Genomic DNA, 26,133 nt, shown 5'->3' with positions numbered 1-26,133 from the left:
CAGTCAGCCCAGAAAGCTCATGACGTGCTTGATTCGGGTGTACTCCTCGAACCCGTACATCGATAGGTCTTTGCCGTAGCCCGAATGCCCGAAGCCGCCGTGCGGCATCTCCGACACGAACGGCAGATGGGTGTTGATCCAGACGGCGCCGAAGTCGAGACGCCTCGAGACGCGCATGGCGCGGCCGTGGTTCTGCGTCCAGACGCTGGCGCTCAGGCCGAACCGCACGTCGTTGGCCCAGCGGACGGCGTTGTCCTCGTCGTCGAACTCCTGAACGGTGATGACCGGGCCGAAAACCTCGTCCTGGATCATCTCATCACGCTGCTTCAGTCCAGACACGACGGTCGGCTCGAGGAAGTAGCCGCGCTCGCCGATCCGCTTGCCACCGGCCACGATCGAGGCGTGCCCGGGCGTACGGTCGAGGAAGCCCTGGACCCGGGCCAGCTGGTTCGCGTTGTTGACCGGGCCGAAGAAGGCCTCGGTGTCGGACGGGGCGCCGACCCTGGTGTCGCGCGCGGCCTGGGCCAGCGCGGCGGTGAAGTCGCTCGCGATCCGCCCGTGCACGAGCACACGGGTGGCGGCCGTGCAGTCCTGGCCGGCGTTGAAGTAGCCCGCGCCGGCGATGGCGGCCGCGGTCGCCTCGATGTCGGCGTCGTCGAAGACGATGACCGGGGCCTTACCGCCAAGTTCGAGGTGGGCCTTCTTGAGGTCGGCCGCGGCCGAGACCGCGACCTCCATGCCGGCCCGGGTCGAGCCGGTGATCGAGACCAGCTGCGGAGCCGGGTGGGCGACCACGGCGCGGCCGGTGTCCCGGTCGCCGCAGACGACGTTCAGCACGCCCGGCGGAAGGAACTCGGCCGCGATCTCGGCCAGCAGCAGGGTGCTGACCGGGGTGGTGTCGGACGGCTTGAGCACCACCGAGTTGCCGGCCGCGATGGCCGGGGCGAACTTCCACACCGCCATGACCATCGGATAGTTCCACGGGGTGATCTGCGCGCACACGCCGATCGGCTCGCGCCGGACGAACGACGTGTGGTCGCGCAGATACTCCCCCGCGGACCTGCCTTCGAGGTTGCGCGCCGCGCCCGCGAAGAAGCGCAGCTCGTCGACCATCGGGCCGATCTCCTCCTGCCGGGTCGCCTCGACCGGCTTGCCGGTGTTGCGGCACTCGGCGTCGATCAGCTCGCCGGCCCGCGCCTCCACGGCGTCGGCGATCTTCAGCAGCGCCCGCTGCCGCTCGGCCGGGGTGGCGTCCCGCCAGACCTCGAACCCCTTCTCGGCGGCGGTCATGGCCGCGCCGACGTCACGGGATGAGGAGACCGGCGCGAGCGCGTACGCCTCCCCGGTGCTGGGGTCGATCACCTGGGAGGTGACCCCGTCAACGGTGTCGGCGGCGGACCCACCGACAAAGTTGCGCAGAACGGGCAGAGCGGCGCTCACTGAATATGACCTCCGAGGAAGGCGCTGTGACAGCTCCCACACGAAACGACGTGAGGGACCTTGACACATGCGACGGACTGAAGACAAGGGAATCCGAAGTAATTTCCAAACCTGAAACGGAAATCGTGGTTCCATGGCCGAGAAAGCTACGTAATCCGGGGTTAGCCTGTGTAATACCTGTCGGCCGCCACGAGTGCCTCGTCGAGGATCGAGAGACCCTCTTCGACCTCGGCCGCGCTGACCGTGCACGGCGGCGCGACGTGCACCCGGTTGAAGTGGGTGAAGGGCCAGAGCCCCCGCTCCTTGCAGGCCGCGGCCACCTCGTTCATCGGGCCGGCGGCCGCTCCCCCGGCGTTGAACGGCACGAGCGGCTCCCGGGTCTCCCGGTCCCGTACCAGCTCGATCGCCCAGAAGACGCCCAGGCCACGGACCTCGCCGACGCTGGGGTGCTTCTCAAAAAGCGATGCCAACCCGGGCGCGATCACGTCGTCGCCGATGGCGCGGGCGTGCTCGACGATCCCCTCCTCCTTGAAGATCTCGATCGAGGCCACCGCGGAGGCGCAGGCGAGCGGGTGGCCCGAATAGGTCAGGCCGCCCGGGAACGGGCGCTCGCGGAACGTCTCGGCGATCTCGTCCGAGATGACCACGCCGCCCAGCGGCAGGTAACCCGAGTTGACGCCCTTGGCGAAGGTGATCAGGTCGGGCGTGACGCCCCAGCGGTCGACGGCGAACCACTCGCCGCACCGGCCGAAGCCGGCCATCACCTCGTCGGCGATGAAGACGATGCCGAACTCGTCGCACAGCGCGCGCACACCGGCCAGATATCCGGGCGGCGGCACGAGGATGCCGTTGGTGCCGACCACGGTCTCGATGAGCACGGCGGCGATGGTCGCCGCGCCCTCGAAGACGATCGTGTCGCGCAGGTGGGCCAGCGCCCGCGTCGTCTCCTCCTCCGCCGAGGAGGAATAGAAGGGCGAGCGGTACGGGTACGGGCCCCAGAAGTGCACGACCCCGACGGCGGTGGGCTCGTTCGCCCAGCGCCGCGGGTCGCCGGTGGCGGTGATCGCGGTCGAGGTCGAGCCGTGGTAGCTGCGGTACATCGACAGCACCTTGTGCCGGCCGGTGTGCCCGCGGGCCAGCCGCACCGCGTTCTCGTTGGCCTCGGCGCCGCCGTTGGTGAAGAACACCTTGTTGAGCGGGCCGGGGGCGAGTTCGCTGATCAGCCGGGCCGCCTCGCCGCGCTTGTCGTTGGCGAAGGCGGGCTGGATCGTGCAGAGTTTCGCCGCCTGCTCCTGGATCGCCGCCACCAGCCGAGGGTGCTGGTGCCCGATGTTGACATTCACCAGCTGCGACGAGAAGTCCAGATATTTCGTGTTCTCGTAGTCCCAGAAGTAGGAGCCGAGCGCGCCCGCGACGGGCATGGGGTTGATGAGCCCCTGCGCGGACCAGGAGTGGAAGACGTGGGCGCGGTCGTCCGCGCGTACGAGGTCGGCGGTCATCGGTTCGTGGGGAAGCCGAGGTCGATGGAGGACGTGCCCGGGTCGGGCCAGCGGGACGTCACCACCTTGGAACGGGTGAAGAAGTGGATGCCGTCCGGCCCGTACATGTGGGTGTCACCGAACAGCGAGGCCTTCCACCCGCCGAACGAGTAGTAGGCCACCGGCACCGGGATCGGCACGTTCACGCCGACCATGCCCGCGTTCACGTCGAACTGGAACTGCCGGGCCGCGCCGCCGTCACGGGTGAAGATGGCGGTCCCGTTGCCGTACTCGTTGTTATTGATCAATTCAACGGCTTCGGTGTACGTCTTGGAGCGCACCACGCAGAGCACCGGCCCGAAGATCTCGTCGGTGTAGACCTCCATGTCCGGCGTGACGTTGTCGAGCAGCGTGACGCCGAGGAAGTAGCCGTCGCCCGGCACGTCCGCCTCGCGGCCGTCGGCGATCACCTTCGCGCCCGCCTCGACGCCGCGGGTCACGTAGCCCGCCACCTTGTCCCGGTGCTGGGCGCTGATCAGCGGGCCCATCTGCGACTCGGGGTCGGTGCCGGCGCCGATCCTCAGCTTGGGCAGCCGGGCCGCGATCGCGTCGACCAGCGGGTCGGCCGCGTCGCCGACCGCGACCACCACCGAGACGGCCATGCAGCGCTCGCCGGCCGACCCGTAGGCGGCGTTGACGGCGGCGTCGGCGGCCGCCTCGATCTCGGCGTCCGGCAGCACGATCATGTGGTTCTTGGCGCCGCCCAGGGCCTGCACGCGCTTGCCGTGGCTGGTGCCGGTCTCGTAGATGTGCTTGGCGATCGGGGTCGAGCCGACGAAGCTGACGGCGGCGATGTCCGGGTGGGTGAGCAGGGCGTTGACCGCCTCCGCGTCACCGTTCACGACGGTGAAGACGCCGTCGGGCAGGCCGGCCTCCTTCCACAGCTTGGCCAGGAAGAGCGCCGCCGACGGGTCCTTCTCGCTGGGCTTGAGCACGAAGGCGTTGCCGGCCGCGATCGCGGTGGTGCACATCCACAGCGGCACCATGGCCGGGAAGTTGAACGGGGTGATGCCGGCGACCACGCCGAGCGGCTGGCGGATCGAGTAGACGTCGACGCCGGTGGCCGCCTGCTCCGAGAAGGAGCCCTTCATCAGGTGCGGGATGCCGGTGGCGAACTCGGCGTTCTCCAGGCCACGGGCGACCTCGCCGGCCGCGTCGGAGAGGACCTTGCCGTGCTCGCTCGTGATGATCGCGGCGAGGTCGCCCGAGTGCGCGGCGAGCAGCTCGCGGAACTTGAAGAGGACGGCCGAACGCTTCGACAGCGACGCCGAGCGCCACGCCTGGGCCGCCTCCTTGGCGACCGCGACGGCGTCCGCGACCTCGGCGGACGAGGCGAGGGCGACCTCGGCGGTCTGCTCGCCGGTGGCGGGGTTGAAGACGGGCCCGACCCGGCCGGACGTGCCGGCCCGTTCGGCGCCACCGATCCAGTGCGCGATACGAATCATGAGCGGAGATTACGTAACACCTCTGGACCGAACAATGGCCGAATCGTACTGTCACAAAGTGCTTGACGACGTGAAACAACGGCTCGTCGATATCTCCGCGAAGGGCCTTGCCGAGGCGATCGGCCGCGCCGTCGGTGACGGCGCGCTTCACCCAGGGACAAAGCTTCCGCCCGTACGCCGGGTCGCCGTCGCCCTGCAGATGTCGCCCACAACCGTCAGCGCAGCCTGGCAGTTGCTGCGCCGGTCGGGAACCATCCGGACCGACGGACGTCGCGGCACCATCGTCGCCGAGGACCGGCTCAGCGGACCGGGCCGCTACCGGGCCGCGCTGCGCGGAGGCTCCGGAATTCCCCTGGACCTCTCCACCGGCGTACCCGATCCGTCGCTTCTCCCGTCGTTGCCGCCGCTGGCCGGCCTGTCCCCCGCGCCCACCAGCTATCTCGACGAGCCGGTCCTGCCGGCGCTGGCGGCGCTGCTGCGCGAGAGCTGGCCCTATCCGCCCGAGCGCCTGGCCATCTTCGACGGCGCCATGGACGCGATCGACCACGTCGCCTCGGCCCTGCTGCGCCTGGGCGATCGCGCGGTCGTCGAGAACCCGTGCTTCCCGCCCCTGCTCGACCTGCTCGACGCCCTGGGCGTCCAGGTCATCGGCGCGGACGCGGACGCCGAGGGCATGATTCCGGATCAGCTCGCTGCGGCCCTCGCTCAGCGCCCGGCCGCCGTCTTCCTGCAACCTCGCGCCCACAACCCCACCGGCGCGTCGTGGTCGGGCTCGCGGGCCGCGGCACTCGCCGCGGTGCTTGCGGAGACCCCTCAGGTGTACGCCGTGGAGGACGACTCCGCCTCGGACGTAGCCTCCGCCGAGCTCTTCTCCCTCGGGTCGCACCTGCCGCGCCAAACGGTCCACGTGCGCAGCTTCTCGAAATCGCACGGCCCCGACCTGCGCCTGGCCGCCGTGGGCGCCCCCGCCGCCGTGCTCGACCCCATCCTGGAACGGCGCCTGCTCGGCCAGGGCTGGACGAGCCGCCTCCTGCAACACCTGCTGCTGAGCCTGCTCACCGACGCCGGTTCCGTCGCCGCCGTCGCCCACGCCCGCGCCGAGTACGCGGCCCGCCGCCGCCTCATCGAGTCGGCCCTGTCCCTGCCACCCGGCGACGGCCTGAACCTGTGGCTGCCGGTCGCCGACGAACAGGCCGCCCTGATCTCCCTGGCCAGCGCCGGCATCGCCGCCGCGGCCGGCGCCGCCTTCACCGTCGGCACCGGCACCCCGCACCTGCGGGTGACCGTCGGCCTGATCGCCGCCGACCACACCTCCGTCGCGGCCCGCCTGGCCGAGGCCGCCCGCGCCCCGGCCCAGGCGGTGCCCCGCTAGAGGGCCTTCTCGGCGAGCTCCCACAGGCGGTCGGCCGCCGCCGGGTCGAGCGACCACGGGGCCACGCCGCCGGTCGCGTCGGGGCCGCCCGGGACGGGCTCGGCCTCCTGGCAGTAGATGAAGTAGCGGCCGGTGACCTCCTTCGGCAGCGGGTAGGCGGCCAGCAGGACGTTGGTGGCGGCGGCCTGCTCGGGGGTGGAGAAGTACTCCGGCAGCTGGGCGTCCTCGCCGGCCATCCCGAACGCGCGCAGCGTGTCCTCGTCGAGGTGGCGCTGGAGGTTCGTGGCGACGTACCCCGGATCGGAGGTGTTGGCCAGCACCCCGTCGGCGGCCCAGCGCCGGGCGAGCGCCACGGCGAACAGGCTGCCGGCCACCTTCGAGTTGCGGTAGGCCTCCCACGGGTCGTACGGATGCCGCTCGAACTGCGGATCGTCGAAGTCGAACGCGCCCTTGGCCTGGATGCCCGAGCTGATCACCACGACGCGGGACTCCCCCGCCGCCCGGAGGTGCTCGTGCAGCCCGGTGACGAGGGCGAAGTGCCCGAGGAAGTTGGTGGCGAGCTGAAGCTCCCACCCGGCGGCGGTGGTCTCGCGCGTCGGGTAGGCCATGATCCCGCCGCCGGCGACGATCCCGTGCAGCGGCCCGTCCCAGCCGGCGGCGAATGCGCGCACCGAGTCGAGGTCGCTCAGGTCGAGCGCCCGCTGCGCCCCTTGCGGCCGCCGCGTAGGCACGACGACCTCGGCTCCCGCGTCGGCCAGCGCCCGGCTGGTGGCCAGGCCGATACCGGAGGCGCCGCCGGTCACGATGTACCGGCGCCCCGTGAGGTCGATCCCCTTCAGCACCTCGCCGGCGGTGGTGCTGCCATCGAACGGCGTAACAAACGGCTCACTCATGCCGACTACTACGCACGCATACGCCCGAAATTCACCACTGTGACCGCCGACGCATCACCCGAAAGGGTGTCACGGGACCAGTTGCTTCATCACTACTAGTCGTGTGACCATTTCGACCATGAGCGCACCCCACACATTGCCCGTGATCGGCCCCTTCCTGGACCACTCCCTGCCCTGGACCGAGGCGGACTACCTCGCGCTCGGCGAGACCAACCCGCGCATCGAGCTGGTCGACGGTGGACTCCAGGTCACCCCAGCCGGCGACCTCGCACACCAGAGCGTCCTGCAGAACCTCGTCCGGCTGCTGCATCCCGCGGCCCGAGCAGCGAACATGCACGCCATCTCGGCCATCAATGTGCGGCTGGCCCCGGGGCGCATCGTGATTCCCGACGTCACGGTGGGCACGATGGGGCGGATCGGCGACGTCGCCGACGCGGCGGAGGTCGCACTGGTCGCGGAGATCCTCTCGCCCAGCAGCGTCCTGCTGGACCGGGTGTGGAAGCGGGAGCTCTACGCGGCCGCCGGGATCGACTGGTACCTCCTGGCCGAGCCGGACCTGCCGGACTACGAGGGCCTCACCCTCCGGCTGCTCCACCGCCGCGACGGCGGCTACGACGAGGTCTCCGTGGCGCGGGACGGCGAGACCCTACGGTCCGATCGGCCGTTTCCCCTCGAGCTGTTCACTGACGCGCTGATCGACATCTGACTGCCATGACTCCCCTGACCGAGGCCGAGTACCTCGCCATTTACGAGCCCGCGCGCCGGATCGAGCTGATGGATGGGCGGCTGCGGCCCAGTCCGGCGCCGAGCTGGCCCCACCAGGAGATGTCGTGGCTGCTGGTGGGAGCGCTGCGCGCGGCGGTCGAAGCGGCCGGGTTCCGGGTCGCCGCGTCCATCAACGTGCGGCTCGACATCGACCGCATCGTCGTCCCGGACATCGTGGTGACGCGGGATCCGCAGCCGGGGCTGGTCATCGACAGCACCGATGTCGTGCTCATCGCGGAGATCGCGCCGGAGACCGCGCTGACCGACCGCGGGCTGCAGATCCGGTACGCCGCCGCCCACATCCCCTGGTACCTGCTGGTCGAGCCGCATCGGCCGACGCCCAACGTGATCCGCATCCAGCTGTTCCGGCTCAGCCACGGCCACTACGCGCGGCAGGCCGCGGCGATCTCCGGCGACGTGCTGACGGCGGCCAAGCCGTTCGCCATGTCGCTGCGGCCGGAGGACTTCCTGGCCGGCCAGTGACGGCTCAGCGGCGGGCGGGGCGGAAACTGTCGAAGATCAGCTGGAGGTCGTCGCGGTAGCGCTGCCAGTCGGCGTCCCGGGTCTGCCAGTAGAAGCCGTAGGCCTGGGTCGTCGCGGTGATGACGCCGCGGTTGTTGACGTGCTGACGGGTTCCGTTGCGGTTGAAGGTGAACTCCCAGTCGGCCGCCTTGCGGAAGTAGTCGACCGGCTTGATGTGGATCTCGCGATAGGAGGGGAAGTCACCGGCCGAGACCCGGTAGTCGGCCTTGGACCGCCAGTCGGCCACCGGGTCGGGCTCCGGCTTGCGGGTCTGGTCGATGCCGAGGATCCGGCCGGTGGAGCTGTCGCGGAAGTAGACCATCGTGCCTTCCTTGGAGCGGGTCCAGCCCTCGGGCACGTAGACCGCGAATCCGGTCGCGTCCTTGTAGTCGCGCCAACCGCCGGGTAGCGCCGGCAGGCCCGATCCCGAGCCGGCGGCCGGCGCGGTGGTTGCCGGCGCGGCGGACGTCCGAGAAGCGGCGGGGCTCGGACTGCCCGGCGCGGAAGCGGAAGACGACGCGGTGGCCGAGGCGGACCCGGTCGGGCCGGCGGCCGCTCCGGGCTCCGACGCTACAGGAGCCGTAGCACCGGGCGGAGCCTCGGCGGTCGGGTCACCGCCGGAGCCGGCCCCGGATCGGACCACCATCCACACGACTCCCGCCAGCAGCAGGACGGCGACCGCGGCCCCGAGGAGCACCCGCGCCCGATGCGAGCCGCGCACCGCGGTCGGCGTCGAGTCCGGCGGCACCTCGCGCGGCGCCAGCACATCGCCGGCCGGCGGCACCTCGCCGGCTGTTGAGGGCGGCGGCACTTCGCCGGCTGTTGAGGGCGGCGGCACTTCGCCGGCCGTAGGGGGCGACGAGGAGGAAAGGGGCGAGTCGGAGGGCGGGCGCTGCGACGGGATAGGCGTGACCGGCGTTCCCAGGGCGGCCGAGGCGTGGTCTTCGCTCGGCGAGCCGTCGGGGGACTCGATGCGGTCGGGCCGGTCGTCCCTGCGTACCACCGAAGCATGTCCGTAGGAACCGGAAGCCGCCGCGCGCAGCAGATGCTCCGCCTCGGTCGCGTCGATCCGCTCCGCCGGATCCTTGCGCAGGAGGCCGGTCAGCACCGGCTCGAGCGGGCCCGCGCGATGCGGCGGATCGGGCTCGTCAGCCGCGAGCGCGGTCAAGGTGGCGATGGCCGATGTGCGGTGGAACGGGGACTGACCCTCGACCGCGGCGTAGAGGGTCGCGCCCAGGGACCACAGATCGGAGGCCAGGCCGGCCACTCCGGTCTTCGCGCGCTCGGGCGACATGTACTCGGGCGAGCCGATCAGCACATCGGAGGTGCTGATCAGGGCGTCGCCCTCGATGGTGGCGATGCCGAAATCGGTCAGCAGCACGCGGCCGTCGTCGGCCAGCAGAACGTTGGCCGGCTTGACGTCGCGGTGGGCCACGCCCGCCCGGTCCGCGGCTCGCAGCGCGGCCAGCACCTCCAGGCCGATGCGGGCGACGCGGCGCGGATCCATCGGGCCCTCGTCGCGCATCGCCTCCTGAAGGGAGCGCGACGGGACGTACTCCATGACGATCCAGGCGTGCTCGTCGACCTCGAGGACGTCGAAGACCTGCACCACGTTCGGATGCCCCAGCCGGGCCGCCGCCCGGGCCTCGCGCAGCAGCCGGCGATGCTCGGCGTCGCCTTCCTGGAGGAGTTCCTTGATGGCCACGTCGCGCTGGAGGACCTCGTCGCGGGCGCGCCAGACGCGGCCCATGCCGCCCTGCCCGAGTGACTCGTCCAGCCGGTAGCGACCGGTAATGAGGGGCATGCGGGTCGATATACCCCGCCGTGCGCGTACTCAGACCTGCGCGGATGCATCCAACCGCTGCGGAATGTGCAATACTTCCGGCACTCGGAATCGAAAGTTTCGAAGCATGGTCCGAGCAAACAAGGAGAGTCGGATGGCCGTGGGCGGGCGACGGGTGACGATCGCGACCATCGCGGAAGCCGCGGGAGTCTCGGTTCCTACGGTGTCGCGAGTGCTCAATGGGCGCACCGACGTGTCGCCGGAGACCCGCGACCGGATCGAGCACCTTCTCCGGGAGCACGACTACCGCCCTCGTAACTCTCGGCAGCCGCTGCGGGCCGGGCTGATCGACCTGGTGTTCCACGATCTGGACAGCCCATGGGCGGTCGAGCTGATCCGGGGCGTCGAGGAGGTCACGCACGCGGCCGGCGTCGGCACGGTGGTGTCGGCCGTGCACCGGCGGACCGCGTCGACCCGGCAGTGGCTGCAGAACCTGCGGTCGCGGCAGTCCGACGGCGTGATCCTGGTGATCTCCGACGGGGCCGGCCCGGTCAGCACGGAGCTGCACCGGCTGAACGTGCCGATGGTGATAATCGATCCGGCGGGCGGCGCGGCCGCCGACGTACCGACGATCGGGGCCACGAACTGGTCGGGCGGGCGCAGCGCCACCGAACATCTGATCTCGTTGGGCCACAAGCGGATCGCTCTGGTCGAGGGGCCGCGCACGCTGCTGTGCAGCCGGGCCCGGCTCGACGGCTATCGGGCCGCGCTGGAGTCGGCCGGCATGCGGGTCGACCGCAGGCTCATCGAGCCCGGCGACTTCAACCACGAGTCGGGTTTCGCGGCGGCCGAGCGGCTGCTGGGCCGCGACGACCGTCCTACCGCGATCTTCGCGTCGAGCGACCAGATGGCGCTGGGCGTCTACGAGGCGGCGCGGCTGCGCGGGCTGCGGGTGCCGGACGATCTGAGCATCGTCGGCTTCGACGACCTGCCCGAGGCGCGCTGGTCGTCGCCGCCGCTGACGACGGTGCGCCAGCCTTTGGCGGATATGGGTGGGCTCGCCGCGCGTACCGTTCTGCGGTTGTCGCGCGGCGAGCCCATCGAGACTCCCCGGGTGGAGCTGGCCACCGAGCTGGTGGTCCGGGAAAGTACCGCCCTGCTTGCTTAGTTACTTGCCGAAGCCGGCCGTCAGACCGCTGAGCAGCTGGCGCCGGCCGATCGCGTAGAGGATCACGATCGGGACCGTGGTCAGCGTGACCGAGGCGGCGATGGCGGGCACGTTGATGCCGAACTGGCCCTGGAAGTTGGCCAGCGCGAGCGGGATCGTGCGCTGGTCGGGGCTCTGGGTGAGCACCAGGGGCAGCAGGAATCCGTTCCAGACGTTGAGCGCGCTGTAGATCGTCACGGTGACCAGGGCGGGCCGGGTCAGCGGGAACGCGAGGCGCCACATGGTGCCCCACTCGCTGGCACCGTCCATGCGCATCGACTCGAAGAGCTCCTTCGGGACGTCACGGATGAAGTTCGACAGCACGAGCACGGACAGCGGGATGGCGAACGCGATCGACGGCAGGATGATCGCGGCCAGGGTGTCGTACATCTTGAGCTTGATGATGATCAGGTAGACCGGGATGATCACCGCCTGCAGCGGGATGGCCAGACCGGTCAGGAAGACCCAGTTCATGGCCTTGAGCGTCCGGTTGCCGGCGCCGCGGACGATCGCGTAACCCGCCATGAAGCTGATCACGACGGCCGGGACGACGGCGCCGATGGTGACGACCACGCTGTTGAAGAAGTAGCGGACGAAGTCCGCCTCGATGACCGACTTGTAGTTCTCGAACGTCAGGTCGGTCGGCGGGGCCAGGGGGTTGGTGATGAAGTACGTGTCCTGGGTCTTGAAGCTGGTGATGACGATCCAGTAGATCGGCAGCATCACCACGAACAGCCAGAGCCAGCTCAGGGAACCGCCGGCCCAGTTGTAGCCCTTGGTGCGGCGCTTCTTGCTGGGGCGGCCCGGGGTGCCGGTGACGGTCGTCGAGGGAGTCCGCTCGGTGAGGGTCGACATCTTCAGACTCCTTCCATCTGGCTCTCGTCGGCGCGGCCGCCGAGCCGCCGGAACAGCAGCGACAGGCCCAGTCCGACGAGGACCAGGATGACGGCGATGGCGCTGGCCGGGCCCATCAGGTTGGCCTGGAAGCCCTTCTGGTACATCTCCAGCGCGAGGGCCCGGGTCGAGTCGCCGGGGCCGCCGCCGGTCAGTACGTAGATCAGGTCGAAGAACGTCAGCGAGCCGACCACCATCAGCGTCGACGACGTGATGATCGTGTACTTGAGCTGGGGCAGCGTGATGGAGAAGAACTGCCGCACCCGGCCGGCGCCGTCGATCTGCGACGCCTCGTACATGCTCGTGGGGATCTGCCGGACCGCGCCTTGGTAGATCAGCGTGTGGAACGGGATGAACTGCCAGGACACGATGAAGATCAGGGTGGCCATGGCGAGCGTCGAGTTGCCCAGCCAGTCCTTGTTGAGCGCGTCGATGCCCAGGCCGGAGCCCAGACCGAAGTTCGGGTCGAGCAGCGCCTTGAAGGTGATGGCGATGGCGGCCGAGCTCAGCAGCAGCGGGATGAAGAACAGCACCGCGAGCAGCTCGCGGTAACGCTTGCTGGTGGCCAGGAACGTGCCGAGCAGAATGGACATCGGCGTCTGCACGAGCCAGGACAGGGCCATGATCACGAAGGTGACCCAGAGGGCGTGCGGCAGGCCCGGGTCCTGCAGCGTGGCTTTCCAGCTGGTCAGGCCGGTGACCTCGATGTCGCCGATGCCGTTCCAGGTGGTGAAGCTCAGGAACAGCACGCCGAACAACGGGATGATGCCGAAAAGTACAAACCAGACGAACGCCGGCAGCGCCATCCAGGTGACGGAGCCGGAGCCGCTCCGCCCGCCGCTGGAGGAGGAACTGCCTTTCGTCCGTACGACGGGCGGAGCGATGGTGGTCACTTGCCGATGACTCCGTTCATGGCGTCGACCCACTGCTGCGGGCTGACCTGCAGCTGGAACAGCTTCGCGATGTTGTCCAGCAGGGTCTCGGCAGCGGTCGGGCTCAGGGCCTGGTCCCAGGACTGGGCGAAGACCTTCGCACCCCCCGCGATCGCGGACATGTCCTTGAGGAACTGCGCGTCGTCGCCCGTGAACAGGCTATCGCTGTTCTTCAGGACCGGCACGCCGCCGGACTTGACCCAGCCGGCCTTCTCCTCGTCGTCGACCAGCGTGGTGGAGAAGAACTTCTTCGCGATGTCCTTCGCCTCGGTCGAGGCCTTCGAGGAGATCGAGAGGTACTGGCCCGGGTTGCCGACCGTGTTGCTCGGGTCGCCCTTGCCGCCCTCGACCGGCGGGAAGTTCATCCAGCCCAGGCCGCCGTCCTTGACGAAGTTGCCACCGTCGGCCTTCTGGATGCCGTACGACCAGGAGCCGTGCACCATCATGGCGGCCTTGCCGGTGTAGAGCAGGGCCTGGTCGGCGTTCGAGTCGGCCGTGGTCGACGAGAAGCCCTTCTGGAAGCCGTTGGCCTTCACCAGGTCCTGGATCTTGGTCAGCATGTCCAGGACGGCCGGGTCGGACCAGGCGTCCTTCTCGCCGGCGAAGACCCGGTCGAAGACCTCGGAGCCGGCCGTGCGGTCGAGCAGGAACTCGAGCCACATCATGTTCGTCCAGCGCGACTGGCCGCCGAGCGAGAACGGGGCGATCTTCTTCTCGTTGAACTTCGGGACCAGCGCCATGATCTCGCCCCACGACTTCGGGGGCTCGACGCCGACCTTCTCGAAGACCTTCTTGTTGTAGAACAGGACGATCGGCTGCACGGTCTCGATCGGCAGGGCGTAGATCTTGCCGTTCACCGTGGCCGCGCCGAACGAGGACGGGAGGATCTTGTCCTTGACGGCGGCGTTCTGGCCGAGCCAGTCGGTCAGGTCCTCGACCTGGTTCGAGGTGACGTACTCCTTGAGGCCGCCACCGCCCCAGCCCCAGATCATCGTCGGGCCCTGGTCGGCGCCGAGCGCCGTCTTGATCTTCTGCTTGTAGGCGTCGTTCTGGAAGAACGTCGGGGTGATCTTGGTGTCCGGGTTGGCCTTGTTGAACCGGTCGATCGCCGCCGTGCGGATCGGCTCACCGGGCTCGCCACTCAGCGACCAGTAGCTCGCCGCGCCGCCGCCACCGCCGCTGGAGCCACCGCTCTTGTCCTCCGGGCCGGAGCTGCCGCAAGCCGCCAGAGCGGCGGCACCAGCTGTACCCGCGGCCAGGCCGAGGAAGTTACGCCTATTGATCACGCTGATCTCCGTATTAGTTTTTTTGCCGCTCGGATTGGGTGGTCGTCCGCGTCACAGAGCCTGCAACTTTCGTACAACGACCGCAAGTTAACGTGAGGTTTCGTTAACGTAGGGTTTCAGGGTGATCATGTCAAGGGTCTTGCCGTGGTCGCGCTCCCACGGCAAAAGTGGACGCCGTCCTCCCTCGTCGCCGAAGGGCAACCTAAGATCATCCAGCGCCGAAAGTTCGCGCTGTGAAAACACTGAAAGTTTCGGAACCTCTGAGGAGTTGCGCCGTGACCGTAGAACATCGATGGCAGGATCCGGCGCTCCCCGTCGCTGACCGCGTTGACGCCCTGCTGGCCGCCATGACCATCGAGGAGAAGGTCGGGCAGCTGGGCAGCCGCTGGCTCGGCAACGACATGCAGGACGAGGAGGAGACCGACCCCGAGGAGACCCTCAACGTCGCTCCCATGCAGGACGTCTTCGCCGCATCGGGCACCATCTCCCTCGAGGAGGCCAGCCGGCAGGGCCTCGGGCATCTGACCCGGGTGTACGGCAGCAAGCCGCTCACGCCGGCCGAAGGCGCCGCCGAACTGGTCCGTCAACAGCAGATCGTCCTCGCCAACTCCCGTCTGGGCATCCCCGCCCTGGTTCACGAGGAATGCCTGACCGGCTTCACCGCCTTCGGCGCAACGGTCTATCCCGCCGCCATCGCCTGGGGCGCTACCTTCGACGAGTCGCTGGTCGAGCGGATGGCGGCCGCGATCGGCCGCGACATGGCCGCCCTCGGTGTGCACCAGGGCCTGTCCCCGGTGCTCGACGTCGTGCGCGACTACCGGTGGGGCCGGGTCGAGGAGACCATCGGCGAGGACCCGTACCTGGTGGCGCTGCTCGGCGCGGGCTACGTCCGCGGCCTGGAGAGCGCCGGCGTGATCGCCACCCTCAAGCACTTCGCGGGCTATTCGGCCTCGCGCGGGGCCCGCAACCACGGCCCGGTGTCGATGGGCCGGCGCGAGCTGCTCGACATCATCCTGCCGACCTTCGAGACGGCGATCCGCGAGGGCGGCGCCCGGTCGGTGATGAACAGCTACTCCGACATCGACGGCGTGCCCGCCGGAGCCGACCCGTGGCTGCTCACGACGGTGCTGCGGGAGAAGTGGGGCTTCACCGGCACGGTGGTCTCGGACTACTGGGCTGTGCCGTTCCTGGCCTCGACCCACCACATCGCGGCCGACGAGGCCGAGGCCGGGGCGCTGGCCCTGACCGCCGGCATCGACGTGGAGCTGCCCGACACGCTGGGCTTCTCGGCCGACCTGATCTCCCGGGTGCCCGAGTCGGTGATCGACCAGGCCGCTCGCCGCCTGCTCACGCAGAAGATCGCGCTCGGCCTCCTCGATCCGGACTGGACGCCCGCGTCTTCGGTGGCGAATGCATCGAATGTCCAGCTGGACTCTGCTGACAACCGCGCGCTCGCCCGCGAGATGGCCGAGAAGTCGGTCATTCTCCTCGATCCGGGCACGGCGCTGCCGCTGGCCGCGTCGAGCAAGGTCGCGGTGGTGGGCCCGGCGGCGGACGACGCCCGCACGTTCATGGGCTGCTACGCGTTCCCCAACCACGTGCTGCCCCGCTACCCCGGCATCGGCCTGGGCATCGAGGTGCGCACGGCCGTCGAAGCGCTTCGGTCCGAGTTCTCCGAGGTGTCGTACGCCCGGGGCTGTGACGTCAACAGCGATGACCGCTCCGGCTTCGCCGAGGCGGTGGCGGCGGCCCGCTCGGCCGACGTGGTGGTGGCGATGGTCGGCGACCTGGCCGGCCTGTTCGGCCACGGCACCTCGGGCGAGGGCTGCGACGCCGAGGACCTGCGCCTGCCCGGCGTGCAGGCCGACCTGATCGAGGAACTGCTGGCCACCGGCACGCCGGTGGTGGTCGTGGTGGTCAGCGGACGGCCGTACGCGCTGGGCGGCATCGCCGGCCGCACGGCCGGCCTGGTGCAGGCGTTCATGCCGGGCGAGGAGGGCGCTTCGGCGATCGCGGGCGTGCTGTCGGGCCGGGTGCAGCCGGGCGCCAAGCTGCCGGTGCAGATCCCCCGCCACGCGGGCGGGCAGCCCGGAACGTACCTGCAGCCGGCCCTGGGTGTGGAGAACACCGGGGTCACCAACCTCGACGGGACGCCGCTGTTCCCGTTCGGCCACGGCCGCTCGTACACGACGTTCGAGGTCGACGACCTGCGCGTCAGCGCGGCCTCGGTGGCGACGGACGGCGAGTTCACGGTGACCGCGCGGGTGCGCAACACCGGCGAAAGGCAGGGCGACGAGGTCGTCCAGCTCTACCTGCACGACCCGATCGGGCAGGTCACGCGCCCGGTGAAGCAGCTGACCGGCTTCGCCCGGGTGCCGCTGGAGCCGGGCGAGGCCAAGGACGTCGAGTTCACGGTGCACACCGACCGGACGGCGTACACGGGCCGCGACCTCACGACGATCGTCGAGCCGGGCGACATCGAGATCATGGTCGGCACCTCGGCCGCGAACCTGCCCTGCCGCGGCCGGGTGACCCTGACCGGCCCGGTGCGCGAGGTGGGCCGCGACCGCCGCCTCGTGACCCCGGTCGAGGTACGCAAGGCCTGACCCTGATTAGAGAGACGTCGATCCGCCCGTTCCGATAATTCGGGCGGATCGGCGTCGAAACTTATCGCCGCTTTCCCGAGACCTTCCGGCCGGGCGCGCCGCAAAGGTCTGCCCCTTCACCCACAGCCCGATCTTCCCGTTTGACCCACCGCCGCTTCCCACCTGGCCGTCTCATCCGGGCGTGCCATCCGGCCGTCTCATCCGGCCGTCTCATCCGGGCGTGTCATCCGGGCGTGTCATCCGGCGAGGAGGCGGGCGAGCTCGGTTCGGGATCGCACGCCGAGGCGGGCGAACACGTTGCGCAGGTGATGGTCGATGGTCCGCGGGCTCAGATGCAGTTGCCGGGCCACTTCACGGTTGGTCGCCCCCTCGGCGACCAGGCCGGCGATCCGCTCCTGCTGGGCCGTCAAGGGCGTACGGCCGACGGGGTCGACCTTGGCCCCGGCCGCCCGCAGCTCCCGCATCGCCTGCTCGGCCCACGGCCCCGCGTCGAGCCGGTGGAAGGTGTCGACGGCCCGGCGCAGATGGTCGCGCGCCTCGGCCGGCCGCCGCCGCCGGCGCAGGTGACGGCCGTAGAGCAACTCGGTGTGCGCCCGAGCGAACCCCGGATCGTCGTCGCGCCCATGCCACCCCAGCGCCTCCCGGAAGTGGTCCTCGGCCGCGTCGTGGTCCGCCGCCGTCAGCGCCCGGCACCGCGACCGCAGGGCGAGCCAGCCGCTCTGCCGGGTCCGCCCCGCCCACTGATCGAAGACGGAGGTCCCCTCCGGCGCTGTCGTCTCCGGGCCGAGATGCGCCGACGCCTCCAGCAGATGGGGCGTGATCGCGACACGCAGGATCAGGGACCCGCCGGCGAAGACGCCCGCGAGCCGTTCCGCGGCCGCCGCCTGCCGCCCGGCCACCAGGTCGAGCAGGGCCTCCGCCCAGTCGCCCAGCCCCCGCACCTCGGCGTCGGCGTGCCGGGTGGCCGCGAGACGCTCGGCCGCCGACTCCCGGTCCCCGACGAACGCGGCCAGCAACCCGAGCAGCGCCAGATGCGTGTCGGCGAGGTCGGGCCGGCCCGCCCCGCGCGCCACCGCGGCCCCGTCGAGCGCCGACGCGGTGGCGTGGTCGTACCGCCCGGCGGCCAGATCGGCGAAGGCCGCCACCTCCAGGGCCGCCGGCACCAGCGCGTGGGCGCCGGACTCCCGCGCGAGCCCGGCGGCGCGCCCGGCCAGCCGCGCCGCCCGCTTGTCCTGCCCGAGCACGATGCCGGTGTTGGCGGCCCGGATGAGCCCGGCCGGGTCGGCGGTCCGCTCGGCCAGCCGCAGCACCTCCCGCAGGTGCCCGAAGGCCGCCTCGTCGGCCCCGGTCATCAGGTCGGCCACGCCGGCGACGTGATGCAACGCCATGGCGAGGTCGACGGCTCTCGCCTCATCGAGCGTCATGGCCTGATGCTTCGCGGTCAGCTGATGCCGCGCCGCGTCGAGGTCCCGTACGACCGGCGCCGGCCCCCGCGCGTCCGCCGCCGCTCTCGCCGTGACCAGCTCCCGGCCGGCCTTGGACCGCTCGTCGGCGAACCGGGCCGCCGCCTGCCGCGCCAACTCGGGGTAACGGCCCGGCTCGCCCGTACGGCTACAGGCGTCCCCCGCCAGGAGAAGCGCGTCCAGGGCCCCACGCGGATCGGCCGGCAGCAACTCGGCCGCCACATCGAGCAGCACTTCCTGGGCCGCGCCCGGAGCCGACCGCAGGTTGATCTCGGCCAGGGCGCCGCGCGCCCGCGCCCGTACGCTCGCGCTCCCCCGCAGCTTCCCGGCCCGCCGCACCAGCAGCCCGGCCTCGTGCGTGCGCCCGGCCGCCATCAGCGACCGCGCCGCCGCGAGCAGGGCGGCCGCCGCCGCACCGGGCGCGGCGCTGAGCTCGGCGGCCCGGCGTTGCGCCACCGCCGCCGCGATCGGCGGCGCCCCTTCCGCCGCCGCCAGCAGCTCCCGCGCGAGTTCCTCGTCCGGCCCCACCTCCACCGCGGCCAGGTGCACCAGCGCCGGCAGCCGCCGCCCGCCCCCGCCGAACACACCGGCCAGCGCCAGATGCGCCGCGTGCCGCCGCCCCAGCGGCTCCTCCTCGAAGACCACCGACCGCGCCACCGCCGGCGTGAACCGGACCCCGTCCTCGCCCACGGTCACCAGCCCGGCCCGATCCGCCAGATCCAAATCGGACAAGCGGACTCCCTGCGCCTCGCCGGCCATCCGCTCCGCGGCCGCGAGCAGTTCGGCCGGGCGGGCGCCCGGCTCGGTCGCGGCCAGCAGAAGGAGCGTGCGGGTGCGCAGCGGCAACGACGCCAGCTCGTCCCGGAGCCGCCGGCGGAGGCCGCTGTCCGGCGGCAGCGTGGCGGGAAGGGCGGCATAGCCGCGACGCTGCTCCGGCGTCAGCGCGGTGGCGAGGTCCACGAGGGCGGCCGGGTTCGCGTGAGCGATGTCGAGAAGCCCGGCGGCGACGTCGTCGGTGATGCCGGGCGCCCGTCGCCGAAGCAGTTCACGGCACGATTCCTCGCTCAGGGACCGTAATTGCCGCATCGGCAGGCCGGCCGCGGCCGCGTGCCCGGCCGCGCTCGCGGTGACCGTGGCCAGCAACGCGACGGACACCCCGGCGACGCGGCGGGCGACCAGCCGGATCACCTGCCAGGTCGGCCCGTCCAGCAGATCCGCGTCGTCGAACAGGCAGAGTACGGCCCGCTCCCGCGCCGCCCGGCGCAAGAGCGCCACCACCGCCAGGCACAGGGGCAGCGGCCCCGTGCCCGGATCGCGCCCGGCCGCCACCGCGAGCAGCGGCTCCCGCCACTCCGCCGGCAGATCCCGCACCGAGCCGGCCGGCGACTCGATCAGAAGCTCGATCAGCCGCTCGAGCCCGCCGTAGGCGACCTCCGCCTCGTCCGCGTGCCCCGGCACCGGGACCACCAGCCCGTTCGCGACCGCGCCGGCGGCGGCGCGCAGCATGGTCGTCCGGCCCTCGCCCGGCCCCGCGGCGAGCACCAGCGCGCCACCTCGCCCCTCAGCCGCCTCTTCGATCAGGCCGGCGATCGCCGCCAGGTCGGCGTCGCGCCCGAGCGGGGCAACTTCATGCACTGCCGGTGCATTAAGCATGCGGCGAGTCTGTCCATCCGGGCGGCGTCGGGGAAGGCCTTTTCGGTTGATGAAATTTCGCGCTCGTTAACGGGCGGTTGCGAACACCGGTGGTTTCGCCGATGCGCGACATGCCCTGAGCGGCAAAAACTGACCGCCATCAATCTCCTACCCCCGAGGAGCGTGTCCGGTGCACCACCTTCGTAAGGTCTTCGCCGCCGCGGTCGCCGCCGTGGCCCTCTCCGTCACGGTCGGCGTGGCGCCGGCCCAGGCGGCCGACAACCCGTACGAGCGCGGCCCGAACCCGACGCTCGCGGCGCTCGACGCCAGCCGCGGCCCGTACTCGGTCGCCACGGAGAACGTCTCGTCGCTCGTCACCGGCTTCGGCGGCGGCGTCATCTACTATCCGACCACCACCAGCGACGGCACCTTCGGCGCCGTCGCGATCTCGCCCGGCTTCACCGCCACCTGGTCCAGCCTGTCGTGGCTCGGCCCGCGCATCGCGTCGCACGGCTTCGTGGTGATCGGCATCGAGACCAACACCCTGCTCGACCAGCCCGCCCAGCGCGGCGACCAGCTGCTGGCCGCCTTGGACTACCTGACCCGGTCGAGCTCGGTGCGCACCCGCGTCGACTCGTCCCGGCTCGCCGTCGCCGGCCACTCCATGGGTGGCGGCGGAACCCTCGAGGCGGCCCGCGACCGGCCGTCGCTGCAGGCCGCCATCCCGCTCGCACCGTGGAACCTCACGAAGTCGTGGTCGAGCAACCGCGTACCGACCCTGATCGTCGGCGGCGAGTCCGACACGATCGCCCCGGTCGGCACCCACTCGGAGCCGTTCTACAACAGCCTCAACTCCGGCTCCGAGAAGGCGTACCTGGAACTCAACAACGCCAGCCACTTCTTCCCGCAGTCGGTGAACACGCCGACCGCCCGCCTCGCGGTCTCCTGGCTGAAGCGCTTCGTCGACAACGACACCCGCTACGACCAGTTCATCTGCCCCGGCCCGACCGGCCTGGCCATCCAGGAGTACCGCAGCACCTGCCCGCTCGTCTGACCTCACTCCCACGAGGGGAGTACGCCGGCGGCAATCCCGCCGGCGTACTCCCTTAAGGGGTCCCACCGATTCCTGATGGGCCGCCCCGTTCCTACGCTCCGTTCATGAGATTGATGGCGGTCGTCGCGCCCCTGCTGATGCTCTGTTACGGCCTTTTGCGGTGGGTGGACGGCTGGGACGGCGACCGCGGCAACGGCCCGGCCTGGGATGTCGGCCACGTCGCCTTCTTCGCCGCGATGGTCCTGTTCGCCGTCCTGGCCGTCCGGATGCGCGGGCTCATCACCGGGCGCCGGGCCGTGACGGTGGCCGCGTCGCTCGCCGCCGCGGCGGCGGTCTTCGGCGTGGGCTGCTTCCTGTGGGTGATCACCGGCGACCTGTTCGACGGCTTCCGCGAGCGCGCCCCGCTGCCGGACGTCCTGGAGACGACCGGCCCGGCCCTGTTCGGCCTCGGCATCGTCGTCCTGATGGGCTTGCTGGCCGCCGCGCGCCGTCTTCCCTGGTGGAGCCCTGTGCTGTTCCTGGCCGGCTTCCTGGCGATCCCCGTCGACCTGGACCTGCTGCCGTTCGCCGCCACCGCGATCCTGATCGCGTTCGCCCCGCTCGCGTCCGCTCAGACCTCTTCGGCGACCACCGTGGGAACGTCGTCCGGCCCGACGTCACGCCGCGAGAGGGCATAGGCCGAGCTTCCCTCGTACGCCTCGGCCAGCTTCAGCGCCACCATCGGCCCCTCGGCCAGAGGCGGGACGTCCTCAATGACCTCGTACCGCAACTCGTGGACATCACCACCGGGAGCCGCGTCCTCGAGGACCAACCGGCGGACGCCGGGATCCGGGGACTCCCACCTGCCGAAGAAGGTCTCCACTTCGACCACCTCGACGGCCGCCGGGCCGAGGCGGGTCCAGCGGATCGTCGTCAGCGCGGCACCGCCGGCGTTCTCCCAGACCGACCAGCCCGAGCCGTCCGCGTGGAAGGCGACGCAGCTGGCCTCCATGGACCCGTACTCGTAGGGCGCGCTGTCCCAGAGTCCCACCAGCTCGTCGCTCACCGCGCCATCATCGCTGAGAGCGTTCACACGTCCGGGCTACCCACGTGACACCGCCCAGCGGTGACAACGAGGCGGGTGAAACATCGTCGATACACGAAGGACACGATCCGGCACCGCCATGATCGCTGTCAAGGTCCCCGTTTGGCCCTGTCACCGCGCATGCCCGCCAATGTCACGAACAGGTAACGGGGGTGTAATGGACCCTTGACAGCGCGTACACCCACCCAGCATGTTTGCGTTCACATTTGCCCAGCCCGCCGGTAAAGGACGACCTCTGATGAAGGCACAGCCGGACGCCGGGACGATCGGCGCATGAGCCGCCGCCCCGTGATGTCCGATGTGGCCGCCCGGGCGGGCGTGTCCCATCAGACGGTCTCGCGTGTGCTGAACGGCCACCCGCACGTCTCACCCACGACCCGCACCCGGGTGCTCGCCGCCATCGCCGAGCTCGGCTACCGCCGGAACCTGTCAGCCCGGGTGCTGGCCACCGGGCGCTCCAACGTGGTCGGCGTGGTCGCTCAGAACACGACCCTCTACGGCCCGTCGAGCATGGTGCAGGCGATAGGCGAAGCCGCGCTGGGCGCCGACCTGTCCCTGACCGTCGGCCACGTCGCCGGATACGACGCCACCGCGGCGTCCCGGCGGATCGTGGAGCGGCTCGTCCAGCAGGGCGCGGCCGGCCTGGTCTTCATCGCACCGGTCGACGCCGCCGCCGAGGCGATGCGCCTCGTACCGCCCGGCATCCCGATCGTGACCGTCGACGGCCTGCCCGAGTGGAACGTCACCAACGTCTCGGTCGACCAGTACGCGGGCGGCCGGCTCGCCACCCGGCACCTGCTGGAGCACGGCCACCGTACGGTCTGGCACGTCGCCGGCCCCGAGCAGTGGCACGGCAGCCGGGCCCGCGAGGCCGGCTGGCGGGCCGCGCTGGCCGAGGCCGGCGCCCAGGCCCCGCCGATGCTGCGCGCCGGCTGGTCGGCCGCGTCGGGCTACCAGTGCGGCCGCATGCTGGCCCGCATCCCCGACTGCACCGCCGTCTTCGCGGCCAACGACCACGTGGCGCTGGGCGTGATGCGGGCGCTGGCCGATCAGGGCCGCCGCGTCCCCGAGGACGTCAGCCTGATCGGCTTCGACGACGTGCCCGAGGCCGCGTATTTCCACCCGGCCCTGACCACGGTCCGGCAGGAGTTCGCCGACGTCGGCCGCCAGGCCCTGCGGCTGCTGCTCGACCAGCTCGTCGCCGGTTCCCGGACGGAGGCCTCGGCACTGGTCGAGCCGGCCCTGGTCGACCGCGACACGGTGGCCCGCCCGCCGGACCGGAGCGGGTCATGACGGTCGAACCCGGCGACGCGCGCGAGATCTGGTTCCTCACCGGCAGCCAGGACCGGCACGGCGAGGACACCCTGGCCCGGGTGGCCGCGCAGTCGCAGCAGGTGGTGGCCGAGCTCGACGGCTCGGGCGACGTGCCGCTGCCGATCGTGTGGCGCCCGGTGCTGACCGACGCCGCCGCGATCACGGCCACGATGGTCGCCGCGAACACCGACGACCGCTGCGCCGGCGTGATCGCGTGGATGCACGACTTCTCCCCCGCCAAGATGTGGGCGGCCGGGCTCGAGACGCTGCGCAAACCTCTGCTGCGCCTGCGCGCGCCGGCCGGCCTGCCCCGGCCGTGGACCACCGCGACCGCGTTGCCGACCCACCGGAAACGATCAACTAGATCGCCGGTGGTCGATGAACGGGCGACGGCGTATCAGCTGCTCGCGGGAGGGCTGTGATGAGGCGATATCCTGCCCCGGGTGAGCGTGAAGCGCGGACGACCGCCGGGCATGATGGACGTGGCCCGGCTGGCGGGGGTCTCCCATCAGACAGTCTCACGGGTGCTCAACGAGCACCGGAACGTGAGCGAGCAGACCCGTCTCAAGGTGCAGGCCGCGATCGCCGAACTCGGCTATCGGCCCGACCGGGCGGCACGCGCCCTGGTCACCGGCACCTCCAAGGTGATCGGCGTCGTCACCCAGAACACGGCGCTGTACGGACCGGCAATGATGCTGACCGCGTTCGAGGAGGCCGCCCTGGCGACCGGATTCGCGGTGAACGTGGGTAGCGTCCGCAACCTCGACGAACGCTCCATCGCCGACGCCGTCGAGCGCCACCTCGACCAGCGGGTCGCCGGGCTCGTGGTGATCGCCCCCGTGGCGAGCGCCGGCCCAGCCCTGGCCCAGCTCCCCGAGGACGTGCCGCTGGTGACCATCGACGGCGACCCGGAGCGCACCAGCACGCTGGTCACGGTCGACCAGGTGGCCGGCGCACGGGCCGCCACCGAGCACCTGCTGGCGGCCGGCCACGAGACGGTCTGGCACATCTCCGGCCCGTCCGACTGGTTCGACGCCGCCGGCCGGGTGCGCGGCTGGGAGTCGGCGCTGCGCGACGCCGGCCGCGAGATCCCGCCGCTGCTCACCGGCGACTGGGGCGCGGCCTCCGGATATCGCAACGGCCAGCTGCTGGCCCGCCTGCCCGAGGCGACCGCCATCTTCACCGCCAACGACCACATCGCGCTCGGCCTGTTGCGCGCGCTCAACGAGCACGGGCGGCGCGTCCCCGAGGACGTGAGCATCGTCGGCTTCGACGACGTGCCCGAGGCCGAATACTTCACCCCGCCGCTGACCACCGTCCGCCCCGACTTCGACGCCGCCGCGACCGCGACCCTGGAACTCCTGCTCGCCCAGATCGAGGAGGAGACCACCGCCGACGCCGCCCGGCGCACCATCGCGCCGTCCCTGGTCGCCCGGGAGAGCGTGGCTCCCCCGCCGGCCTGACGCCCAGTTCCCCCGCCGGGACCATCAGGGGAGTGATGGTTCCGGCGGGCCCGCGTACCCTCTTTGAGGTGCCGCTGCTATTGGTCCTCGACGGGAACAGTCTCCTGCACCGGGCCTACCACGCCGGCGCCGGTGACGGCTGGGTCGACGCTGACGGCCGGCCGATCTGGGCCTTGCGCGGGCTTTTCGGCTATCTCGCCCGGGCCACCGCCCACCTGCGCCCCGACGCCCTGATCGTCGGCTTCGACTGCCCTTCCTCGTCGGCGCGGCGCCTCACCTACCCCGCGTACAAGGCACACCGCCCCGACAAGGCGCCCGACCTGACGGCCCAGCTGCTCGAGGCGCCGTCGCTGCTGCGCGACGCCGGGGTCTGCACGGTGGTCCACGAGTCGTGGGAGGCCGACGACGTGCTGGCCAGCGCCGCCGCCTCGGCCCGCCGCGACGGGTGGCGCTCGGTGCTGATGACCAGCGACCGCGACGCGTTCGCCCTGCTCGACGAGCACACGTCGGTCCTGCGCGTGCGCAACGGCGGCTTCGACGAGGCCGTTCTCGTCGAGGCGGCGGGCCTGCCCGAGCTCTACGGCGTGCACCCCTGGCAATACCGTGACTTCGCCGCGCTTCGCGGCGACCCGTCCGACAACCTTCATGGTGTACGCCGGTTCGGCGCGGCCACCGCGGCGAAGTTGCTGGCCGCGTTCGGCAGCGTCGAGGCCGCCTGGGAGGCCGGCGCCGCGCTCGTCCGCGACGCCGTGGGCGATCACGCCGCCAAGCACTTCACCGACCCGTCCGCCCGCGAGATCGTCGACCGCAACCGCGAGCTGATGAGGATGCGCCTCGACCTGCCGATCCCCCCGCTCGCCTCGGCCCGCCTGCCCCTGAGCATGACTGTGATGAGAAAGGCATTGCGGACGCGCGGCATCAATCTCGGCCCCTCGCTGTGGGCCCTGACCGGCGGCTCGCCCCCGGTCGTGGAGGACGGCGCCGACCCGATTCCCGAGGTCAGGCCCTGGGTGTTCCGCGGCGGCCTGACCGCCCGCCGCGATCCGACGCCGGGCCAGCTCTCCCTCTTCTAGCGTCGCCGCACCCTCCCCTTCACTTGATCTTCAGCCTTCTGTCTAGTTGCCAACTCTTTGCAACAGCATCCGCACGCCAATATGCTGCGAATCCCTACAAACATTCTGAGAGGAGGCCCGTCATGGAGACGACGGCGATGCACATAGCCAACGGCATCGTGAACGGTCCGGTGTCAGCGATCTTCGCCGTCTTCGCGGTCGTGGCGCTGGCCTTCTGTGTCCGTAAAGCCCGCGCCGATCTCGACGACCGCCTGGCCCCCATGGCCGGCCTGGTCGCGGCGTTCATCTTCGCGGTGCAGATGCTGAACTTCCAGGTCCTGCCCGGCGTCTCCGGCCACCTGCTCGGCGGCACCCTCGCCGTCATCCT

At 71.1% G+C, this 26,133-nt stretch carries 22 protein-coding genes; 12 read left to right on the top strand and 10 right to left on the bottom strand.

The annotated features are described in order from the left end of the window. Nucleotides 1-3: 3 nt before the first annotated feature. The 3 genes from ACFY36_RS42685 to ACFY36_RS42675 all read right to left on the bottom strand — a co-directional run bounded on the left by ACFY36_RS42685 (nt 4) and on the right by ACFY36_RS42675 (nt 4,423). Nucleotides 4-1,440: a gamma-aminobutyraldehyde dehydrogenase gene (locus ACFY36_RS42685; RefSeq protein ID WP_499751642.1), complete on the bottom strand. Its 1,437-nt coding sequence runs from the start codon at nt 1,438-1,440 to the stop codon at nt 4-6. 161 nt (nt 1,441-1,601) lie between these two features. Beyond that, nucleotides 1,602-2,939, bottom strand: a complete 1,338-nt coding sequence (locus ACFY36_RS42680) for an aspartate aminotransferase family protein (protein ID WP_499751641.1) — start codon at nt 2,937-2,939, stop codon at nt 1,602-1,604. After that, entirely contained in the window at nt 2,936-4,423 is a 1,488-nt protein-coding gene (locus ACFY36_RS42675) for a CoA-acylating methylmalonate-semialdehyde dehydrogenase (RefSeq protein WP_499751640.1), read from the bottom strand. The genes ACFY36_RS42680 and ACFY36_RS42675 overlap by 4 nt, the downstream gene beginning before the upstream one ends. Nucleotides 4,424-4,481: 58 nt before the next feature. On the opposite strand from ACFY36_RS42675, the gene ACFY36_RS42670 reads away from it, so the two are divergent. Further along, nucleotides 4,482-5,795: an aminotransferase class I/II-fold pyridoxal phosphate-dependent enzyme gene (locus tag ACFY36_RS42670; RefSeq protein WP_499751639.1), complete on the top strand. Its 1,314-nt coding sequence runs from the start codon at nt 4,482-4,484 to the stop codon at nt 5,793-5,795. Here ACFY36_RS42670 and ACFY36_RS42665 read toward each other — a convergent pair. Then, nucleotides 5,792-6,688: an SDR family NAD(P)-dependent oxidoreductase gene (locus ACFY36_RS42665; protein WP_499751638.1), complete on the bottom strand. Its 897-nt coding sequence runs from the start codon at nt 6,686-6,688 to the stop codon at nt 5,792-5,794. The genes ACFY36_RS42670 and ACFY36_RS42665 overlap by 4 nt on opposite strands. Nucleotides 6,689-6,806: 118 nt before the next feature. Between ACFY36_RS42665 and ACFY36_RS42660 the strand changes: the two genes are divergently transcribed. Both ACFY36_RS42660 and ACFY36_RS42655 read left to right on the top strand, forming a co-directional pair. Continuing rightward, entirely contained in the window at nt 6,807-7,394 is a 588-nt protein-coding gene (locus tag ACFY36_RS42660) for a Uma2 family endonuclease (protein WP_499751637.1), read from the top strand. 5 nt (nt 7,395-7,399) lie between these two features. Next, nucleotides 7,400-7,936, top strand: coding sequence for a Uma2 family endonuclease (locus tag ACFY36_RS42655; protein ID WP_499751636.1), 537 nt, complete (start codon nt 7,400-7,402; stop codon nt 7,934-7,936). 4 nt (nt 7,937-7,940) lie between these two features. Here ACFY36_RS42655 and ACFY36_RS42650 read toward each other — a convergent pair whose 3' ends face one another. Beyond that, the gene (locus ACFY36_RS42650) at nt 7,941-9,779 is read right to left on the bottom strand and encodes a serine/threonine-protein kinase (RefSeq protein ID WP_499751635.1); all 1,839 of its coding nucleotides are present in this window, start codon (nt 9,777-9,779) and stop codon (nt 7,941-7,943) included. Nucleotides 9,780-9,912: 133 nt separating this feature from the next. Here ACFY36_RS42650 and ACFY36_RS42645 point away from each other — a divergent pair, with 133 nt between their 5' ends. Further along, a complete protein-coding gene (locus tag ACFY36_RS42645) occupies nt 9,913-10,926 on the top strand; it encodes a LacI family DNA-binding transcriptional regulator (RefSeq protein ID WP_499751634.1) in 1,014 nt (337 codons plus the stop codon). Here the strand turns inward: ACFY36_RS42645 and ACFY36_RS42640 are convergent, their stop codons facing one another. The 3 genes from ACFY36_RS42640 to ACFY36_RS42630 are packed head-to-tail and all read right to left on the bottom strand — an operon-like array spanning nt 10,927 to nt 14,077. Then, the gene (locus ACFY36_RS42640) at nt 10,927-11,820 is read right to left on the bottom strand and encodes a carbohydrate ABC transporter permease (protein ID WP_499751633.1); all 894 of its coding nucleotides are present in this window, start codon (nt 11,818-11,820) and stop codon (nt 10,927-10,929) included. 2 nt (nt 11,821-11,822) lie between these two features. Then, nucleotides 11,823-12,752, bottom strand: a complete 930-nt coding sequence (locus ACFY36_RS42635) for a carbohydrate ABC transporter permease (RefSeq protein WP_499751632.1) — start codon at nt 12,750-12,752, stop codon at nt 11,823-11,825. Further along, on the bottom strand, nt 12,749-14,077 hold the full coding sequence (locus tag ACFY36_RS42630) for an extracellular solute-binding protein (RefSeq protein ID WP_499751631.1): 1,329 nt from the start codon (nt 14,075-14,077) through the stop codon (nt 12,749-12,751). The genes ACFY36_RS42635 and ACFY36_RS42630 overlap by 4 nt, the downstream gene beginning before the upstream one ends. 275 nt (nt 14,078-14,352) lie before the next feature. Between ACFY36_RS42630 and ACFY36_RS42625 the strand changes: the two genes are divergently transcribed. After that, nucleotides 14,353-16,683 carry a glycoside hydrolase family 3 N-terminal domain-containing protein gene (locus ACFY36_RS42625; RefSeq protein ID WP_499751630.1) on the top strand — a complete coding sequence of 777 codons (2,331 nt, stop codon included), beginning with the start codon at nt 14,353-14,355 and terminating at the stop codon, nt 16,681-16,683. A gap of 236 nt (nt 16,684-16,919) precedes the next feature. On the opposite strand, the gene ACFY36_RS42620 is transcribed toward ACFY36_RS42625, so the two are convergent. Then, nucleotides 16,920-19,781, bottom strand: a complete 2,862-nt coding sequence (locus ACFY36_RS42620) for a helix-turn-helix transcriptional regulator (RefSeq protein ID WP_499751629.1) — start codon at nt 19,779-19,781, stop codon at nt 16,920-16,922. Between the two features lie 187 nt (nt 19,782-19,968). On the opposite strand from ACFY36_RS42620, the gene ACFY36_RS42615 reads away from it, so the two are divergent. Both ACFY36_RS42615 and ACFY36_RS42610 read left to right on the top strand, forming a co-directional pair. Further along, a complete protein-coding gene (locus tag ACFY36_RS42615) occupies nt 19,969-20,832 on the top strand; it encodes an alpha/beta hydrolase family protein (protein ID WP_499751628.1) in 864 nt (287 codons plus the stop codon). Between the two features lie 104 nt (nt 20,833-20,936). Further along, nucleotides 20,937-21,509: a hypothetical protein gene (locus ACFY36_RS42610; RefSeq protein WP_499751627.1), complete on the top strand. Its 573-nt coding sequence runs from the start codon at nt 20,937-20,939 to the stop codon at nt 21,507-21,509. Here the strand turns inward: ACFY36_RS42610 and ACFY36_RS42605 are convergent. Then, nucleotides 21,443-21,877, bottom strand: coding sequence for a hypothetical protein (locus tag ACFY36_RS42605; protein ID WP_499751626.1), 435 nt, complete (start codon nt 21,875-21,877; stop codon nt 21,443-21,445). The genes ACFY36_RS42610 and ACFY36_RS42605 overlap by 67 nt on opposite strands. A gap of 330 nt (nt 21,878-22,207) precedes the next feature. On the opposite strand from ACFY36_RS42605, the gene ACFY36_RS42600 reads away from it, so the two are divergent. The 5 genes from ACFY36_RS42600 to ACFY36_RS42580 form a co-directional block, all read left to right on the top strand. Then, nucleotides 22,208-23,209, top strand: a complete 1,002-nt coding sequence (locus tag ACFY36_RS42600) for a LacI family DNA-binding transcriptional regulator (protein ID WP_499751856.1) — start codon at nt 22,208-22,210, stop codon at nt 23,207-23,209. Next, a complete protein-coding gene (locus tag ACFY36_RS42595; RefSeq protein WP_499751625.1) occupies nt 23,206-23,652 on the top strand; it encodes a hypothetical protein in 447 nt (148 codons plus the stop codon). Before ACFY36_RS42600 ends, ACFY36_RS42595 begins: the two co-directional genes overlap by 4 nt. A 51-nt stretch (nt 23,653-23,703) precedes the next feature. After that, nucleotides 23,704-24,693 (top strand): LacI family DNA-binding transcriptional regulator, encoded by a 990-nt coding sequence (locus ACFY36_RS42590; RefSeq protein ID WP_498661763.1) that lies wholly within the window; start codon nt 23,704-23,706, stop codon nt 24,691-24,693. 68 nt (nt 24,694-24,761) lie between these two features. Continuing rightward, on the top strand, nt 24,762-25,766 hold the full coding sequence (locus ACFY36_RS42585; protein WP_499751624.1) for a 5'-3' exonuclease: 1,005 nt from the start codon (nt 24,762-24,764) through the stop codon (nt 25,764-25,766). Between the two features lie 122 nt (nt 25,767-25,888). Beyond that, a partial coding sequence (locus ACFY36_RS42580) for an energy-coupling factor ABC transporter permease (protein ID WP_499751623.1) occupies nt 25,889-26,133 on the top strand: 245 nt, incomplete at its 3' end.

The sequence above is a fragment of the Actinoplanes sp. NPDC000266 genome (assembly GCF_042899005.1).
GTDB lineage: Bacteria > Actinomycetota > Actinomycetes > Mycobacteriales > Micromonosporaceae > Actinoplanes.
Note: the sequence above shows the minus strand (reverse complement) of the source record. Positions and strands in the feature narration are given on the sequence as shown.

Bases quoted from the DNA above. Each gene is read 5' to 3' on its own strand.
- ACFY36_RS42680 (WP_499751641.1), bottom strand. From the start codon at position 2,939: ATGACCGCCGACCTCGTACGCGCGGACGACCGCGCCCACGTCTTCCAC.
- ACFY36_RS42675 (WP_499751640.1), bottom strand. From the start codon at position 4,423: ATGATTCGTATCGCGCACTGGATCGGTGGCGCCGAACGGGCCGGCACG.
- ACFY36_RS42665 (WP_499751638.1), bottom strand. From the start codon at position 6,688: ATGAGTGAGCCGTTTGTTACGCCGTTCGATGGCAGCACCACCGCCGGC.
- ACFY36_RS42660 (WP_499751637.1), top strand. From the start codon at position 6,807: ATGAGCGCACCCCACACATTGCCCGTGATCGGCCCCTTCCTGGACCAC.
- ACFY36_RS42655 (WP_499751636.1), top strand. From the start codon at position 7,400: ATGACTCCCCTGACCGAGGCCGAGTACCTCGCCATTTACGAGCCCGCG.
- ACFY36_RS42650 (WP_499751635.1), bottom strand. From the start codon at position 9,779: ATGCCCCTCATTACCGGTCGCTACCGGCTGGACGAGTCACTCGGGCAG.
- ACFY36_RS42645 (WP_499751634.1), top strand. From the start codon at position 9,913: ATGGCCGTGGGCGGGCGACGGGTGACGATCGCGACCATCGCGGAAGCC.
- ACFY36_RS42640 (WP_499751633.1), bottom strand. From the start codon at position 11,820: ATGTCGACCCTCACCGAGCGGACTCCCTCGACGACCGTCACCGGCACC.
- ACFY36_RS42610 (WP_499751627.1), top strand. From the start codon at position 20,937: ATGAGATTGATGGCGGTCGTCGCGCCCCTGCTGATGCTCTGTTACGGC.
- ACFY36_RS42600 (WP_499751856.1), top strand. From the start codon at position 22,208: ATGTCCGATGTGGCCGCCCGGGCGGGCGTGTCCCATCAGACGGTCTCG.
- ACFY36_RS42595 (WP_499751625.1), top strand. From the start codon at position 23,206: ATGACGGTCGAACCCGGCGACGCGCGCGAGATCTGGTTCCTCACCGGC.
- ACFY36_RS42590 (WP_498661763.1), top strand. From the start codon at position 23,704: ATGATGGACGTGGCCCGGCTGGCGGGGGTCTCCCATCAGACAGTCTCA.